7 protein-coding genes are annotated in these 16,381 nt (G+C 62.5%); 4 read left to right on the top strand and 3 right to left on the bottom strand.

Annotation, left to right across the window (positions count from 1 at the left end):
- Positions 1-36: 36 nt before the first annotated feature.
- Positions 37-7,866, bottom strand: a complete 7,830-nt coding sequence (locus tag GFU70_RS07515; protein WP_153387806.1) for a retention module-containing protein — start codon at positions 7,864-7,866, stop codon at positions 37-39.
- 455 nt (positions 7,867-8,321) lie between these two features.
- On the opposite strand from GFU70_RS07515, the gene GFU70_RS07510 reads away from it, so the two are divergent.
- The 3 genes from GFU70_RS07510 to GFU70_RS07500 all read left to right on the top strand — a co-directional run bounded on the left by GFU70_RS07510 (position 8,322) and on the right by GFU70_RS07500 (position 13,503).
- Positions 8,322-9,680 carry a TolC family outer membrane protein gene (locus GFU70_RS07510; RefSeq protein WP_058546880.1) on the top strand — a complete coding sequence of 453 codons (1,359 nt, stop codon included), beginning with the start codon at positions 8,322-8,324 and terminating at the stop codon, positions 9,678-9,680.
- Between the two features lie 33 nt (positions 9,681-9,713).
- The gene (locus GFU70_RS07505; RefSeq protein ID WP_058546881.1) at positions 9,714-11,873 is read left to right on the top strand and encodes a type I secretion system permease/ATPase; all 2,160 of its coding nucleotides are present in this window, start codon (positions 9,714-9,716) and stop codon (positions 11,871-11,873) included.
- Between the two features lie 265 nt (positions 11,874-12,138).
- The gene (locus GFU70_RS07500; RefSeq protein ID WP_058545247.1) at positions 12,139-13,503 is read left to right on the top strand and encodes an HlyD family type I secretion periplasmic adaptor subunit; all 1,365 of its coding nucleotides are present in this window, start codon (positions 12,139-12,141) and stop codon (positions 13,501-13,503) included.
- A 27-nt stretch (positions 13,504-13,530) separates the two neighbouring features.
- Here the strand turns inward: GFU70_RS07500 and GFU70_RS07495 are convergent, their stop codons facing one another.
- Both GFU70_RS07495 and GFU70_RS07490 read right to left on the bottom strand, forming a co-directional pair.
- Positions 13,531-14,127, bottom strand: coding sequence for a tRNA-uridine aminocarboxypropyltransferase (locus tag GFU70_RS07495; protein ID WP_153387805.1), 597 nt, complete (start codon positions 14,125-14,127; stop codon positions 13,531-13,533).
- A 2-nt stretch (positions 14,128-14,129) separates the two neighbouring features.
- The gene (locus GFU70_RS07490) at positions 14,130-15,023 is read right to left on the bottom strand and encodes a LysR family transcriptional regulator (protein WP_058545245.1); all 894 of its coding nucleotides are present in this window, start codon (positions 15,021-15,023) and stop codon (positions 14,130-14,132) included.
- Positions 15,024-15,421: 398 nt separating this feature from the next.
- Between GFU70_RS07490 and speB the strand changes: the two genes are divergently transcribed.
- Complete coding sequence (gene speB, locus GFU70_RS07485) at positions 15,422-16,372, top strand: agmatinase (RefSeq protein ID WP_116642951.1); 951 nt, start codon at positions 15,422-15,424, stop codon at positions 16,370-16,372.
- Positions 16,373-16,381 lie beyond the last annotated feature (9 nt).

The raw sequence follows: 16,381 nt of genomic DNA, 5'->3' as shown, positions 1-16,381 counted from the left end.
CCGGCACGTCGCCGGGTTTTGTCGTTTCAGCTCAACTCACACGGTGTCCACCTTCAAGGAATGATCGTTGAGCATTCCGTTGATGATGGTCGCGGTATCCGCCCCGCCCGCGATCATCCCGTCCGCTCCCGGGGTAACGCCGTAATGACTGGCTAGGTTGATGCCGGCCAGGTCGATGGTCTGGTTCGGTGTAGCACCGGCAATGGCACTGACGTCGATGCTGGTCACAAGCGATGCACCGCTGCCGGTAACGGAGAAGTGCAGGTAGTCGTCCAGCGATGCCGCACTGCCGTTCTCCCCTAGCAACAGTTGGGACAGGTCGAGTTTATCGAGGCCGGGGGTGAAGTCGGTGATCACGTCGTGGCCGCTGTTGCCTGCCTGCCATTGGAAGGTATCGGCACCGCTGCCGCCAGTGAGCGTGTTGTTGCCCAGGCCGCCGATCAGCAGGTCATCGCCGCCACCGCCATTGAGCACGTCATGGCCCAATCCGCCGTTGATGCGGTTGCTGGCGCCGTCACCGGTGAGGGTATCGTTGAAGTTCGAGCCGACCAGGTTTTCGATGCCGGTCAGGGTATCGGTGCCGGCGCCTACGGTGTTCTGCGCCGCCAACAGTCCCAGGTTCACCGTGACCCCGGCGGTCGCGTGGGCATAGCTCGCCGTGTCGTTACCCGCTCCCCCGTCGAGCAAGTCGTTGCCCGTGCCGCTGTAGAGCAAGTCATTGCCTGCCCCGCCGTGCAGGGTGTTGTTGCCCGAGCCAGCGCTGAGTATGTCGTTGCCGTCGCCCGCATTAAGGGTGTTGTCACCGTCGCCGGCGATCAACACATCGTCCCCGGTGGTGCCCGTCAGCGTATGGCCCGCCTGGTAGCTGATGCCCACCGCCGCGCTGTCGCTACCGCCATGGTTGTCGCTGACGGTGTAGCTGCCATGATAATCCGGCGTGCTGTCCTGGGCGCCTGCGTAATTGACGGTCATGGTCAGTTGATAGTTTTCCGCGCCGTTGGGGTTGCCACCGCTGCCATTGGCGATGTTGGTGACGTGGATCTGGTAGTTGCCATCCGCCGCGGCAGTGAACGAAGCGCCGTCGCTGATCGCAATGAAAGGCCCGCCATTGAGAGAGTACTCGAGGGTGATACGACCGCCCGCCAGGTTATGGTCCAAGGTCAGGGTTTCACCCTGCTTGAGACTGATGTTGAGGCGGTCTTCATCGTTGACATTATTGTTGGAAACCGCACCCAGCGCACCGCTGACCACCAGCACCGCCGTCATGCTCGCGGCATTGGCGACGAAGGCGCTGCGATTGAGGTTGATCGACTGCACGTTGTTACCGGTGAAGCTGACCGTGCCGGTGCTGCCAGTGAAGTCCCCGCCTTTGGCGGTCCAACCGGTATTGAAACTGGTGGGTGAGGCCGTGAGCGGATCGCCGTTGGCGTCGCTGTCGTTGCCCAGCAGCAATTCGCCCGGTACCACGATGTTGCCTGACAGCACGTTGGTGATGATGTTGTCGTCCATCGCCACGGGCGGGCTGTTGGGCACGACGTTGATCACCAGGTTGGAACTGGCCAGGTCGCCATCGTTGTCACTGATGGTGTAGCCGATGTTTTCGGTGATCAATGTGCTGGTGGCGGTCTGGGAGGTATAGCTGAACGCACCGGTATCGAGGTTGACCACCAGGGTACCGTCGTGGGCGGTGGCAATGCTCAGCGTGTTGGTGGTCGTATTGAAACTGCCGTGGTTGACCCCGCCGCTGGCGCTCAGGGCACCCTGGCCACCGTTGGCCGTCGGGTCATAGCTGTACGTGGTCCCATCGACCACCAGGCTTTTGACAAACCCGCCATCGGCGCCGAACGAGCCCCCCTCGCCCAGCAGGTTGCCAGTGACCGGCGCGCCTTGCACGGTGCCGGAGAGCACCGAATTGAGCTGGTTCAGGTCGGTGACCACTACCGCATTGGTGTTGGTGTGGGCGCTGCCGTCGTAGGCCAGCGGGTCGAGGTGGGCGTTGCTGACGCCGCTGCCCAGGCCGATGGCGTAGTTCTTGATGCCATTGGCGTCGAGGAAGGCTTTCCATGCGGCTTCATCTGCCGCACCGGTTTCCTGGCCCGAGGTGGGTTTGCCATCGGAGAAGAAGTAGCCGATGTTCTGCGCCCCGGTCAGTTGCCCGGACGTGACGAACGCCGTCTTGGCCGCCGCCACCGCCGCATCGTAGTTGGTCCCGCCACCCGCCGACAGGCTTGAGAGAAGCGACTTGGCAGTCGCCACGTCGACCCACACCGACGTCTGGTCGGTGGCACTGCTGCTGAACGTCACGAGCTGGACTTTCACATCCCCCAGGTCATCGTATTTATCGAGCAAGGCGCTGATTGCCTGTTTCGCCAGGTCCAACCGCGAAAGCCCTGGCACACCGGAGTCATCGGCCATGCTGCCGGACACGTCGAGCACGATCAGCAGGTTCGAGTCGATCTGCACCGCCGTGACCGAACGCTCGGACGCAACGGCCTTTGGTACATCATCGACGATGCTGACCACCAGGCTGCCGGTGGTGCTGTTGCCCAGGGAATCCGTGGCCTGGTAGGTGAAGCTTTCGCTCAGCGCGTTCGGGCCATCGTTGGCCTGGGGCGTGGTCGTGGCTGGCGAGGTCAGGGTGTAGGTGTACGAACCATCAGGCTGGAGCGACAGTTGACCGTAGGCGCCGTTGGCGTTGCCTACCAGGGTGAAGGTGATGGCGCCAGTGGCACCGCTGACTGAACCGACCAAAGTGCCGCTGGCGGTTTCGCTGGTGGCGCTCGGGTCGCTGCCGGTGACGCTGCCAGGGGCCAGGTCCTGCCCGTCCTGGGTCAGGTCGAGGGCTTTTTCGTAGACCGTTATGTCGTGGTCGGTTTCTGCGATGAGGCAGCTGTTGTGCACGTCAATGCTGATGGTGGTGGTGCTTTCGTCACCGTCGGCATCGCGCACGGTGTAGGTGAACACATCGGTCGCGCCTGGGGTGCCGACAGAGTCGGGGTTGCTGTGGTAGACGGCGTTGCCGTTGGCGTCCAGGGTCAGGTAGCCGTAGGTGCCGTTGATCTGGTTGTTGAGGCCACCGACTGCGGAGGTTGACGTGTCATTGCCGGCGCGCACACCGATCACCATGCCACCGTCCGCGCCCAGCACGTCGTTGTCCAGCACATTGCCGTTGACCGTGCCGCCCTCCAGCACCGAGGCGAAATCGGCATGGGCGTTGGGCACGTCGTCGACGATGTCGATGACGATGGTGCTGGTGACCGTGTTGCCCAACGAGTCCGTGGCCTGATAGGTAAAGCTTTCGCTCAGCACGTTCGGGCCATCGTTGGCCTGGGGCGTGGTCGTGGCGGGCGAGGTCAGGGTGTAGGTGTAGGAACCATCAGGTTGGAGTGACAGTTGGCCGTAGGCGCCGGTGGCGTTGCCCACCAGCGCGAAGGTCAATGTGCCCACGGCACCGCTGACCGAACCGATGAGGCTGCCACTGGCGGTTTCGCTGGTGGCATTCGGGTCGCTGCCGGTGACGGTGCCAGGGGCCAGGTCCTGGCCGTCCTGGGTCAGGTCGAGGGCTTTTTCGTAGACGCTGATTTCGTGGTCCGACGTAGCAACGATGCAGCTTTCATCAACATCGATGGTGATGGTGGTGGTGCTTTCGTCACCGTCGGCATCGCGCACGGTGTAGGTGAACACATCGGTCGCGCCTGGGGCACTGACGGTGTTGGGGTTGCTGTGATAGACGGCGTTGCCGTTGGCGTCCAGGGTCAGGTAGCCGTAGGTGCCGTTGATCTGGTTGTTGAGGCCACCGACTGCGGAGGTTGACGTATCATTGCCGGCGCGCACACCGATCACCATGCCACCGTCCGCGCCCAGCACGTCGTTGTCCAGCACATTGCCGTTGATTGTGCCGCCCTCCAGCACCGAGGCGAAATCGGCATGGGCGTTGGGCACGTCGTCGACGATGTCGATGACGATGGTGCTGGTGACCGTGTTGCCCAACGAGTCCGTGGCCTGATAGGTAAAGCTTTCGCTCAGCACGTTCGGGCCATCGTTGGCCTGGGGCGTGGTCGTGGCGGGCGAGGTCAGGGTGTAGGTGTAGGAACCATCAGGTTGGAGTGACAGTTGGCCGTAGGCGCCGGTGGCGTTGCCCACCAAGGTGAAGGTCACGGCACCGATGGCGCCGGTGACCGAGCCGACAAGGCTGCCGCTGGCGGTTTCGCTGGTGGCGCTCGGGTCGCTGCCGGTGACGGTGCCAGGGGCCAGGTCCTGGCCGTCCTGGGTCAGGTCGAGGGCTTTTTCGTAGACGCTGATTTCGTGGTCCGACGTAGCAACGATGCAGCTTTCATCAACATCGATGGTGATGGTGGTGGTGCTTTCGTCACCGTCGGCATCGCGCACGGTGTAGGTGAACACATCGGTCGCGCCTGGGGCACTGACGGTGTTGGGGTTGCTGTGATAGACGGCGTTGCCGTTGGCGTCCAGGGTCAGGTAGCCGTAGGTGCCGTTGATCTGGGTATTCAAGCCGCCAATCGCCGGGGTCGAGGTGTCGTCGCCAGCGCGCACGCCGATCACGGCACCACTCGCGGCCGGCCCGTCGGCACCGCCTTCGTCGTTGTTCAGGACGTTGCCACTGACCGTCCCGCCCTCATCCACCGAGGCGGAATCAGCGTGAGCGGTCGGCAAGTCATCGACGATGTTCACGTCCAGGTTGCCGTTAGCGGTGGTGCCGTTATCGTCGGTGACAATGACCGCAAATTGCTCGCTGAGGCTGTTGGCGCCGTTGGCGTTTGGATGGGTTTCATTGTCCAGCAAGGTGTAGCTGTAGCTGACCACGCCCGTGCTGGCGTCGTAGCCGGTGATGGTCAGGGTGTTGCCCAGCGCGGTGGTAATCGACTGAGGAAAACCCGCTGCCACACCACCCGTGACGACGTTGATGCCGCCCACGCTCAGGGTTTGCACACCGTCCAGCGCGGTCACGCTGAACGTGCCACTTTGAGTCAGCGCCGGTGCATCCGGGCTGCTGCCGTCGCTGAGGTTTTTCTCCTGCAATGACAGCTCGCCACCTTCAGCATCCAGGCCGGTGATGATCACTGGGTCGTCGTTGTTGTGCACTTGCAGCACCAGGTTGGCGGTGCTGGTGTCGCCGTCGGCATCGGTCAGGGTGTAGGTGAAGGTTTCGCTGCCATTGCCACCACCGTGCAGGCCTTTGAAGTCAGTATCGGCAGTGTTGAGGGTGTAGGTGTAGGAACCGTCGGCGTTGAGCACCAAGGTGCCGTAAGTACCGGTGAAAGTGCCGGGCGTGATAGGGCCGGACGCCACAGGGTCTGCACCTTGGGTGTCGTTGGTCAGCACGCTGCCGGTCAGGGTCAGGTTGGTTTCCGAAGCCGTGCTGGCGTTGCTGTCGTCCACGGCTTCAGGCAAGTCATCGACAATATTCACGTCCAGGTTGCCGTTAGCGGTGGTGCCGTTATCGTCGGTGACAACGACCGCAAATTGCTCGCTGAGGCTGTTGGCGCCGTTGGCGTTTGGATGAGCTTCATTGTCCAGCAAGGTGTAGCTGTAGCTGACCATGCCCGTGGTGGCGTCGTAGCCGGTGATGGTCAGGGTGTTGCCCAGCGCGGTGGTAATCGACTGAGGAAAACCCGCCGCCACGCCGCCCGTGACGACGTTGATGCCGCCCACGCTCAGGGTCTGCACACCGTCCAGCGCGGTCACGCTGAACGTGCCACTTTGAGTCAGCGCCGGTGCATCCGGGCTGCTGCCGTCGCTGAGGTTTTTCTCCTGCAATGACAGCTCGCCACCTTCAGCATCCAGGCCGGTGATGATCACTGGGTCGTCGTTGTTGTGCACTTGCAGCACCAGGTTGGCGGTGCTGGTGTCGCCGTCGGCATCGGTCAGGGTGTAGGTGAAGGTTTCGGTGCCGCTGCCCCCGCCATGCAACGCGACGAATTGCGGGTCGCTGGTGTTGAGGGTGTAGGTGTAGGAACCGTCAGCGTTGAGCACCAAGGTCCCGTAAGTACCGGTGAAAGTACCGGGGGTGATGGGACCGGACGCCACAGGGTCTGCACCTTGGGTGTCGTTGGTCAGCACGCTGCCGGTCAGGGTCAGATTGGTTTCCGAAGCCGTGCTGGCGTTGCTGTCGTCCACGGCTTCAGGCAAGTCATCGACGATGTTCACGTCCAGGTTGCCGTTAGCGGTGGTGCCGTTATCGTCGGTGACAATGACCGCAAATTGCTCGCTGAGGCTGTTGGCGCCGTTGGCGTTTGGATGAGCTTCATTGTCCAGCAAGGTGTAGCTGTAGCTGACCACGCCCGTGGTGGCGTCGTAGCCGGTGATGGTCAGGGTGTTGCCCAGCGCGGTGGTAATCGACTGAGGAAAACCCGCTGCCACACCACCCGTGACGACGTTGATGCCGCCCACGCTCAGGGTCTGCACACCGTCCAGCGCGGTCACGCTGAACGTGCCACTTTGAGTCAGCGCCGGTGCATCCGGGCTGCTGCCGTCGCTGAGGTTTTTCTCCTGCAATGACAGCTCGCCACCGTCAGCATCCAGGCCGGTGATGATCACCGGGTCGTCGTTGTTGTGCACTTGCAGCACCAGGTTGGCGGTGCTGGTGTCGCCGTCGGCATCGGTCAGGGTGTAGGTGAAGGTTTCGGTGCCGCTGCCCCCGCCATGCAACGCGACGAATTGCGGGTCGCTGGTGTTCAGGGTGTAGGTGTACGTGCCGTTGGGGTTGAGCACCAGGGTGCCGTAGGTGCCAGTGAACGTACCGCCGATGATCGGCCCGCTGTCGGGACCGGTGGGGATCCGGTCGGCGCCCTGATGGTCGTTGGGCAATACGTTGCCGGTGAGGGTAACCAGGCTTTCCGACGCCGTGTTGGCGTGGCTGTCGTCGATCGCCTGGGGCACGTCATCGGTAATGTTGACGTCCAGGGTGCCGGTGGCCGTGTCGCCATCAGTGTCGACGGCTACCACCGGGAATTGTTCGGTGATGCTGTTGGCACCCCCGCCGGCAGGATGGGTTTCATTGTCCGTCAGGGTGTAGCTATAGCTGATCACGCCCGTGGCCGGGTCATAGCCGGTGATGGTCAACGTGTTGCCCAGCGCCGACGTGATGGTTTGGGGGAAGCCTGCGGGCACGCCGCCGGTGATCACGTTGATGCCGCCGATGCTCAGGCTGTTCAGCCCGTCAGGCGCGGAAACCATGAAGGTGCCGCTTTGCACCAGTGCACTTGGATTGCTGGCCGAACCATCGGCCAGATTGGCTTCGTTGGTGGTCAGTTCGCCGCCCTCGACATTGACCCCGTCGAGGGTCACCGGGTTATCCGGTGTCACCGGCGGCACGATTGCATTGTCGCCCGTGTTATCCGGATCACCGGCCAGGCGCAGTTGCGGGAGCTCGGGAATCCCATTGAACCCGGCCGTCGGGAAACCAATCTGCGGATCGACCTCCCCGCCGACTTCCTCCAGCAGCACAAAACCGTGCCCACCGCCCACGCCACTCGGGTTGCCGCCCTCGGGGCCGGCGGCCGTGGCCTCACCGGTCTGGGTAGGGTCGGCGCCAGCGGCGATGGCTTGCTGTAGCTTTTGCACATCGGTCAGTTGCGCGTCACTCGGCGCAGCCGTGTCGGGCGTGTCGACATGAGGCGCATGGTTGGCGAGCAACTGTGGGGTCAGGGTCAGGTTGCTTTCGCGACCCAGGGTCAACGTCTGGCCGTTCTGCATATGAACAGCCACGGCCCCTTCGGCACCGGTGACCAGGTGTTCGCCGGCGTAAAGCCGATCGCCTTCGACCAGAGGCCGCCGCAGGCCACCGGCCGCTTCTGCGAAAACTTGCCCGACTACTTTGCTGACGATACCGATGAGCGCTGCCATGTGCATTTCCTCCGTTGCCGACCGCAATCGGCACCTGTCTGGGTGAAGAATCCGTCCTTAGGTTTGGCGACCCAAAAAGCTGGAAAATCTGCCAGCTTTCATGAAAGCAGGAGGTGCTGGCAATTCGCCAAAACGACAAAAAACCGTCACTAAAATCCACCTAACACATCGCCCTTTCGACACTTCTTCACGTTGCTTAAAAATCTGCCTGGAACTTTTATTGACGCCTAAAATCCGTCAGAACCCGCAAATTCAAAGGCTTTCGCTTTGAACAATGTGCCGGTTTTTTTCAAGCACATAAGTTTTTTTCGAAATAAAGGTTATGAGAAATTCTTCTTAGGTTTGTCTCAGGATGTTCTTAGCTGTGTTGTTACAAGGTTGAAACGGTTTTGATCTTAAATACGTCAACATTTTGGCGACAAGCGAAGCACTACAGACCCCAGGAGATGCACCCCATGCGCGTTCTAACCCCCCTCTGCAGCGCGGTTTTGCTGGCCATGGCCTGCTCTTCTCAGGCGCAGGCCATGTCCTTGACCGAAGCGATCCAGAGCACCATTGCCACTCACCCTGAGCTGGCACAACGGGTGGACAGCCGTCTGTCGGCTAATGAAGACGTCAAGGTCGCCCGAGGGGGCTTTTTCCCGTCGGTGGACCTCAATGCCGGTTACGGCCGTGGTTATAGCGACAACACCAACACCCGGGCCTTGGGCAATCACCACACCAATATCCTGACCTACACCCAATCGGAGCTGCGCCTGCGGCAGATGATCTTCGACGGGTTCAACACCGCCAATGAAGTGGAGCGCACCCAGGGCGTGGTCAACTCCCGGGCCTATTACGCCCAGGGCACCGCCCAGGATCTGGCCCTGCGCACCATCGAGGTCTACCTGGAAGTGCTCAAGCGTCGCGAACTGGTGACCCTGGCCAAGAACAACCTGCAGGCGCACCTGCGGGTCAACGACCAGATCGGCCTGCGCACCGAGCGCGGGGTGGGCAGTACCGCCGACTCCGACCAATCCAACGCCCGTCGGGCCCTGGCGGAAAACAACTACGACACCGCCCAAGTCGACCTGGCCGACGCCGAGGCGAACTTCTACAGCGTGGTCGGGCGCATGCCCGATGAACTGGAAGCACCGCCCTCGACCAAAGGCGAACTCCCTACCGACCTGCGCGAAGCCCAGCAAAGCATGGTGGATAACAACCCGTACCTGAAATCGGCCCAGGCCGACATACAGTCTGCCGAGAGCCAGTACGAAGTGGCGAAGTCGCCGTTCTACCCGCGCTTCGACGCCGAGGCGGCGGTGGGCGCCAATAACAACATCGGTGGCGAAGAAGGCCACGACAACAACTGGCGGGTCGGCGTAGTGATGAACTACAACCTGTTGCGCGGTGGCAGCGACAAGGCCCGGCTGGCGTCCAACGCCCACCAGATCAACCAGGCCATGGACATCCGCAACAATGCCCTGCGCCAGCTCAACGAAGACACGCGCCTGGCCTGGAACGCGATGCTCAACGCCCGCAAACAGACCCCCACCGCCCGCGAATACGCCGAAACCACCGCCCGCGTGCGCTCCGCGTACCAGGATCAGTTCGGTCTCGGCCAGCGCACCCTGCTCGACGTGCTCGACAGCGAAAACGAGCTGTACAACGCCAACCGTCGCTACACCGAGGTGCGTTACACCGAGGAGTACTCGATGTACCGGGTACTGGCGAACATGGGCCTGTTGTTGCAAAAACAACGGATCGTGCTGCCGGCCGATGCGATCGCGCAGACCGAAGTCAAGAACCAGGCTCGGCTGCCGGAACTGAAGTAGCCCCCTCCAAAAAGAAAAATGGGAGCGAACAATGTGACCAGCATGGAACCCGCAACCCCGAGCGCTGACCCGCGCCTGAACTTCGATGATCCCTTGCTGGACGGCCTGTTGATCCTCTGCAAACTCCATGGCGCGACGGTCAGCCGCGCCAGCCTCAGCGCCGGGCTTCCTATGGCGCACCAACGCTTGAGCCTGGACCTGCTGCCACGCGCAGCGGCCCGGGCAAGCTTGCAGGCGCGACTGTTGCGTCGTGAGCTGGCGGATATTTCACCTCTGAACCTGCCGGTGATGCTGATCCTGGTGGGCGGTCGCTGTGCGGTATTGCGGCGTTGGGGTGAGGATGGCAAGGCGCTGATCCTGCCCAGCGAAGCCGACGGCGGCGAGCAATGGGTCAGCCGCGAGGAACTGACCCTCGACTACAGCGGCCAGGCGTTGTTCGCCCGGCCGCGACATGAACTCGAAGACCTGCGCTCGCCCCTGGTACCGCGGGTCGAGGCGTGGTTTCGCGACACCTTGAAACTGTCGCGCTGGCTGTACAGCGACGCGATCCTGGCGAGTTTCCTGATCAATCTGCTGGGGCTGATGGTGCCGCTGTTCGTCATGCAGACCTACGACCGCGTGGTGCCGAACCAGGCCACGTCCACCTTGTGGGTGCTGGCCGTGGGGCTGTTGATCGGCACCGGTTTCGAACTGGTATTGCGGGTGGTGCGCGCCCATCTGCTGGACACCGCCGGCAAGAAAACCGACGTGATTCTCTCCGCCACCCTGTTCGAGCGCATCACCGGCATGGCGATGAAGGCCAAGCCGGTGACCATCGGCGGCTTTGCCCAGAGCATCCACGACTTCCAGGGCCTGCGCGAATTCCTCACGGCGGTGACGCTTACCAGCCTGATCGACCTGCCCTTTGCCGTGCTGATGCTGGTGGTGATCGGCCTGTTGGGCGGCTGGCTGGTGGTGATTCCCGTGGTCGCGTTTCCGCTCACCATTGTTTTCGCGATGATCATCCAGGTGCGCCTGCGCGACACCGTGCAAAAAAGCCTGGCCCTGGGCGCGCAGCGCCAGGCACTGCTGATCGAAACCCTCAGTGGCCTGGAAACCCTCAAGGCCTGCAGCGCCGAGAGCGAGCGCCAGCACCAATGGGAAAGCACCCACGGCGCCCTCACCCGCCTGGACAGCCATGCGCGCAACCTCTCGGCACTGGCGACCAACGGCACCTTATTCCTGCAACAACTGGCGGGCATGGCGACCATCGTTGCCGGGGTCTACAGCATCATCGCCGGCAACCTCAGCGTCGGCGCACTGGTGGCGACCTACATGCTCGGCAGCCGGGTCCTCGCCCCGCTCGGGCAGATCGCCGGGCTGATCACCCGTTACCAGCAAGCCCAGCTCACCATGCGCAGCACCGATGCGCTGATGGCGTTGCCCCAGGAGCGTGACGCCAAACAGCGGCCCCTGGAGCGCACTCAGTTGCAGGGCGCGCTGGACGTCAGCGGTGTGACGTTCCACTACAACGGCCAGAGCGCCCCGGCGCTGGCCAATATCAGTTTCAGCCTCAAACCCGGCGAACGGGTCGGGATCATCGGCCGCAGTGGCTCGGGCAAAAGCACCCTGGCGCGGCTGGTGATGGGTTTCTACGCACCGGAAGAAGGCCAGTTATTGCTGGACGGTCTGGACCTGCGGCAACTGGACGTCGCCGACCTGCGCCAACAGATTGGCTACGTTGCCCATGACCTGCCGCTGCTGGCCGGCAGCCTGCGGGACAATCTCACCTTGGGCGCCCGCTATATCAGCGACGCGCGCATGCTGGAAGTGGCGGAACTGACCGGTGTCACCGAACTGGCGCGCCAACACCCCCAAGGTTTCGACCGCCCGGTGGGCGAGCGCGGGCAACTGCTCTCCGGCGGCCAACGCCAGGCCGTGCTGCTGGCCCGGGCCCTGCTGCTCGACCCGCCGATCCTGCTGCTGGACGAACCCACCAGCGCCATGGACAACAGCAGCGAAGACGTCTTGCGCCAGAAGCTTCACACCCATGTACAGGGCAAGACCGTGCTGCTGGTGACCCACCGCACCTCGATGCTGAGCCTGGTGGACCGCTTGGTGGTGCTGGATAACGGCCGGATCGTGGCCGATGGGCCGAAGGAAGCGGTGATCGATGCGCTGCGCAAAGGACGGGTGGGGTCCGCGGCGGTATAGAAGCCAACACACCCCCTGCTTGGTCCGGGGACATGATTAACACCTGTGGCGAGGGAGCTTGCTCCCGCTGGGCTCTGTAGGAGCTGGCGAAGCCTGCGATCTTTTGATCTTGATCTTTCGCTTGGGATTCAAGTGGCTGGGGAAAGATCGCAGCCTCGTTTCACTCGACAGCTCCTACACAGCTCCTACAGCCGAGCGGGAGCAAGCTCCCTCACCACAAAAAGCAGCACCCAGCTCTTTTCATTTAACCAACGGGTATCGCCCCATGTCTGCTCAAACACCGGATTCAGCCGCCCGAAGCTACTTCGGCAGTTTCAGCAAAAGCGCCGAAAGCGAGTTCATGCCGGAAACCGCTGGCGCCACGCTGCAGGATTCGCCCCGTCGCTCTCGGGTTACGGTGTGGCTGGCCGCCGGGTTGATCGTCACCGGGCTGGTTTGGGCGAAGTTGGCGGTGTTGCAGGAAGTCACCACCGGTGAAGGCAAGGCGATTCCGTCGAGCAAGATCCAAGTGATCCAGAACCTGGAGGGCGGCATCGTCACTGAGATTTTCGTGCGCGAAGGCCAGATGGTGAACAAGGGCGACACCCTGCTGCGCCTGGACGACACGCGGTTCCTGTCGAACAAGGGCGAGAGCGAGGCCGACCGCTATGCCTTGACCGCCCAGGTCGAGCGCCTGTCGGCCGAGGCCGAGGGCCGGCCGTTCAATCTTTCGGCCGAGGTGATCGCCAAGGCCCCGCAAGTGGCCGAGGACGAGCGCTCATTGTACGAACAACGCCAGCGCCGCCTGGCCAGCGAGCAACGCACCCTGACCGAACAGCTGCGGCAGAAGACCCAGGAACTGGCGGAATTTCGCTCCAAGCAAGGCCAGTTCAGCTCCTCCCTGGCTTTGCTGCAAGAGGAAATGAACATGTCCGCGCCGCTGGTGCGCACCGGTGCGGTATCACCGGTGGAGATCCTGCGGCTCAAGCGCAGCGCGGTGGAAATCCGCGGCTCGCTCAACGCCACCACCCTGGCCATTCCCCGGGCCGAATCGGCGATCAACGAGATCAAGAGCAAGATCGACGAATCGGAACAGACTTTCCGTTCCGAGGCGGCCAAGGACCTCAACGAAAAACGCACCGAACTGTCGAAAATCACCGCCTCGAGCATCGCCATCGACGACCGCGTGACCCGCACTACCGTAGTTTCGCCCGTGCATGGGGTGATCAAGCAACTGAAGGTCAACACCATCGGCGGCGTGGTGCAGCCGGGCAACGACATGGTGGAAATCGTGCCCCTGGAAGACAACCTGCTGATCGAAGCCAAGGTCCGCCCCCAGGACGTGGCGTTCCTGCACCCGGGCCAGAAAGCCATGGTCAAGTTCAGCGCCTACGACTACACGATCTACGGCGGGCTGAGCGCCAAGCTCGAACTGATCAGCGCCGACACCATCACCGACGACAAGGGCAACAGCTTCTACTTGATCCAGGTGCGCACCGACAAAAACCATTTGGGCGGGGATGCCAAACCCTTGTTGATCATTCCGGGGATGGTGGCGACGGTGGACATCATCACCGGGGAGAAAAGTGTCCTGGATTACTTGCTCAAGCCGGTGTTGAAGGCGCGGACCGAGGCGATGCGCGAGCGGTGATCCGAATTTACCTCGCCACAGGGGCCTCTAACCCCCTCCATGGTTCTTCTGATAGGTCTCCTCCCCCATCGCCGCAATCTGCCCCTCGATCAACGCTTCGAACGGCCTCAGCAACAGTTCGAAGCTCGCCGGCGCTTCCAGTGCCTGCAACGCCTGGACAATCGCCTCCACCGTCGACAACGCCCCCGGCCCCGGCGCCTTGCGCAAGCGGTAACGAGACACGCCGCCTTCGGCCAACGTCACCCTCGGCAACGCCGCCAGCAGCGGGTTGAGGTGCAGCAGCTTGCGTGCCTTGCGCCAGGTGCCGTCGGGCACGACCAGTAGCAGCGGGTTATCGGAGGGCGCATAGGCTTGCAGCGGATGTGCATCGTCAGCCGGAAACAACAACCGCGCCTGATAACCCGGCTGATTGAGCAACCTGGGCAAATCCTCGAACACCTCGCCCACGACCAGTTCCGCATTGCTGAGCCCCAACGCCGCCAAGCGGGCAGTGTTCAAGGCATGGTTCACTTCGCTGGGATGCTGCAACAGCAAGACGCGGGTGCGGCTGTCGAGGCTGGGGATCAACGGGCACAGGCAGTGGCTTTGCGGTCGTTGGCAGCGCGGGCATTGAGTTCTGGACATGGTCAGGCCTGATTCAGTTGAGCTTTGAGCAAATCACGGAAGGTCTGGATCAGCGGCTCGCGGCTGCGACCACGGCGCACGATCATCGAAAACGGCGCCTGATAGCCGAAGGTCGCCGGCAACAGCACACGCAAGTCGCCCTTGTCGACCCAAGCCTGGGCATAGTGCTCAGGCAGGTAACCGACGTAGGCACCGGACAACACCAGGATCAACTGCGCCTCCATGCTCTCCACCGTCGCCGCGCTGTGCTTGAAGCCATGGCGGGCCAGTTCGGCCTGGCTCCAGTAACCGCGCCCGACCATGCGCTGCTGGGTGATCACTTGCTCGGGGATGCGCCGCTCATTGAACAGTGGATGGCGGTTGCTGCAATACAACCAGTGCTGTTCACGGTAAAGCGGCATGTAGACCAGCCCGCTCATGCGCGTGGAAAACGCACCGATGGCCAGGTCCAGACGGTTGTCCTGCACGCCGAGTTGCAGCTCGTAAGGGCTCATGACCGACAGGTGCAAATGCACCGCCGGATGCTCCTGGCTGTAGGCACCGATGGCTTCGGCGAACGGCAAGGCCTTGTCGCTGACCGTGGAGTCGATCACCCCCAGGTTCAAGGTGCCGCGCAGTTCACCCTTGAGCGCTGCAGCGTACTGCTCGAACCCTTCGAGTTCAGCCAACAGACGCAAGGTTTCCTGATGGAACAACTCGCCCTTGCTGGTCAGGCTGAACCCGCCCCGGCCGCGATGACACAGCACCAGGCCCAAAGCTGATTCCAGCTGGCTCATGTAGGTGCTGATGGCCGACGTGGACAGGTTGAGCTCGTGCTGGGCATTGGCGAACCCCTGGTGTCGGACCACGCTGACGAAAATACGCAGCAGTTTCAGGTCGGGTAGAGCGTTGGCCATGGGGGGTGTCTCCGGATCACACATAGACAGAACTTGTCGCGCTTTTGTGGCGAGGGAGCTTGCTCCCGCTCGGCTCTGTAGGAGCTGGCGAAGCCTGCGATCTTTTGATCTTGATCTTGATCTTGATCTTTCGCTTGAGATTCAGGTGTCTGGGGAAAGATCGCAGCCTCGTTGCACTCGACAGCTCCTACACAGCTCCTGCAGCCCAGCGGGAGCAAGCTCCCTCGCCACAGGGGGCATCATGTCCCCCAGGACTGCACTGACGCAGAGTCTATCGCCCCACCCGCCATTAGTTTAGAAAAATCTGAACTAAGTATTTGCCGCCAGCGATTCTTCACGGCAACGGCTTTTCGCAGAATCGGCCCCTGATAAATAAAACAAACGATGAGGCCCTACCCGTGGACAAGATTCTTCACCAACCACTGGGCGGCAACGAAATGCCGCGCTTCGGCGGCATCGCCACCATGATGCGACTCCCCCATTTGCAAACCGCTGCCGGCCTGGACGCTGCGTTCGTCGGCGTGCCGCTGGACATCGGCACCTCCCTGCGCGCCGGTACCCGTTTCGGACCGCGCGAGATCCGCGCTGAATCCGTGATGATCCGCCCCTACAACATGGCCACTGGCGCCGCGCCGTTCGACTCGCTGTCGGTGGCCGACATCGGCGACGTGCCGATCAACACCTTCAACCTGCTGGACGCGGTGCGGATCATCGAAGAGTCGTACCACAAGATCCTTGAACACAACGTCATTCCCCTGACACTGGGCGGCGACCACACCATCACCCTGCCGATCCTGCGGGCCATCCACAAGAAGCACGGCAAGGTCGGCCTGGTGCACATCGACGCCCACGCCGATGTGAACGACCACATGTTCGGCGAGAAGATCGCCCACGGCACCACCTTCCGCCGCGCCGTGGAAGAAGGCCTGCTCGATTGCGACCGCGTGGTGCAGATCGGCCTGCGGGCCCAGGGCTACACCGCCGAAGATTTCAACTGGAGCCGCAACCAGGGTTTCCGCGTGGTCCAGGCCGAAGAATGCTGGCACAAATCCCTGGCCCCGCTGATGGCCGAAGTGCGTGAAAAAGTCGGCGGCGGCCCGGTGTATTTGAGCTTCGACATCGACGGCATCGACCCGGCCTGGGCCCCTGGCACTGGCACCCCGGAAATCGGTGGGTTGACCACCATCCAGGCGATCGAAATCGTCCGTGGTTGCCAAGGCCTCGACCTGGTCGGTTGCGATCTGGTAGAAGTCTCGCCGCCGTACGACACCACCGGCAACACCTCGCTGCTGGGCGCCAACCTGCTGTACGAGATGCTCTGCGTACTGCCTGGCGTGGTTCATCGCTGAGGTGCGCCC

The organism is Pseudomonas brassicacearum (assembly GCF_009601685.2).
Taxonomy (GTDB): domain Bacteria; phylum Pseudomonadota; class Gammaproteobacteria; order Pseudomonadales; family Pseudomonadaceae; genus Aquipseudomonas; species Aquipseudomonas kilonensis_B.
Note: the sequence above shows the minus strand (reverse complement) of the source record. Positions and strands in the feature narration are given on the sequence as shown.

Coding starts and splice junctions, on each gene's coding strand:
- GFU70_RS07500 (WP_058545247.1), top strand. CDS start 12,139: ATGTCTGCTCAAACACCGGATTCAGCCGCCCGAAGCTACTTCGGCAGT.
- GFU70_RS07515 (WP_153387806.1), bottom strand. CDS start 7,866: ATGGCAGCGCTCATCGGTATCGTCAGCAAAGTAGTCGGGCAAGTTTTC.
- GFU70_RS07510 (WP_058546880.1), top strand. CDS start 8,322: ATGCGCGTTCTAACCCCCCTCTGCAGCGCGGTTTTGCTGGCCATGGCC.
- GFU70_RS07495 (WP_153387805.1), bottom strand. CDS start 14,127: ATGTCCAGAACTCAATGCCCGCGCTGCCAACGACCGCAAAGCCACTGC.
- GFU70_RS07490 (WP_058545245.1), bottom strand. CDS start 15,023: ATGGCCAACGCTCTACCCGACCTGAAACTGCTGCGTATTTTCGTCAGC.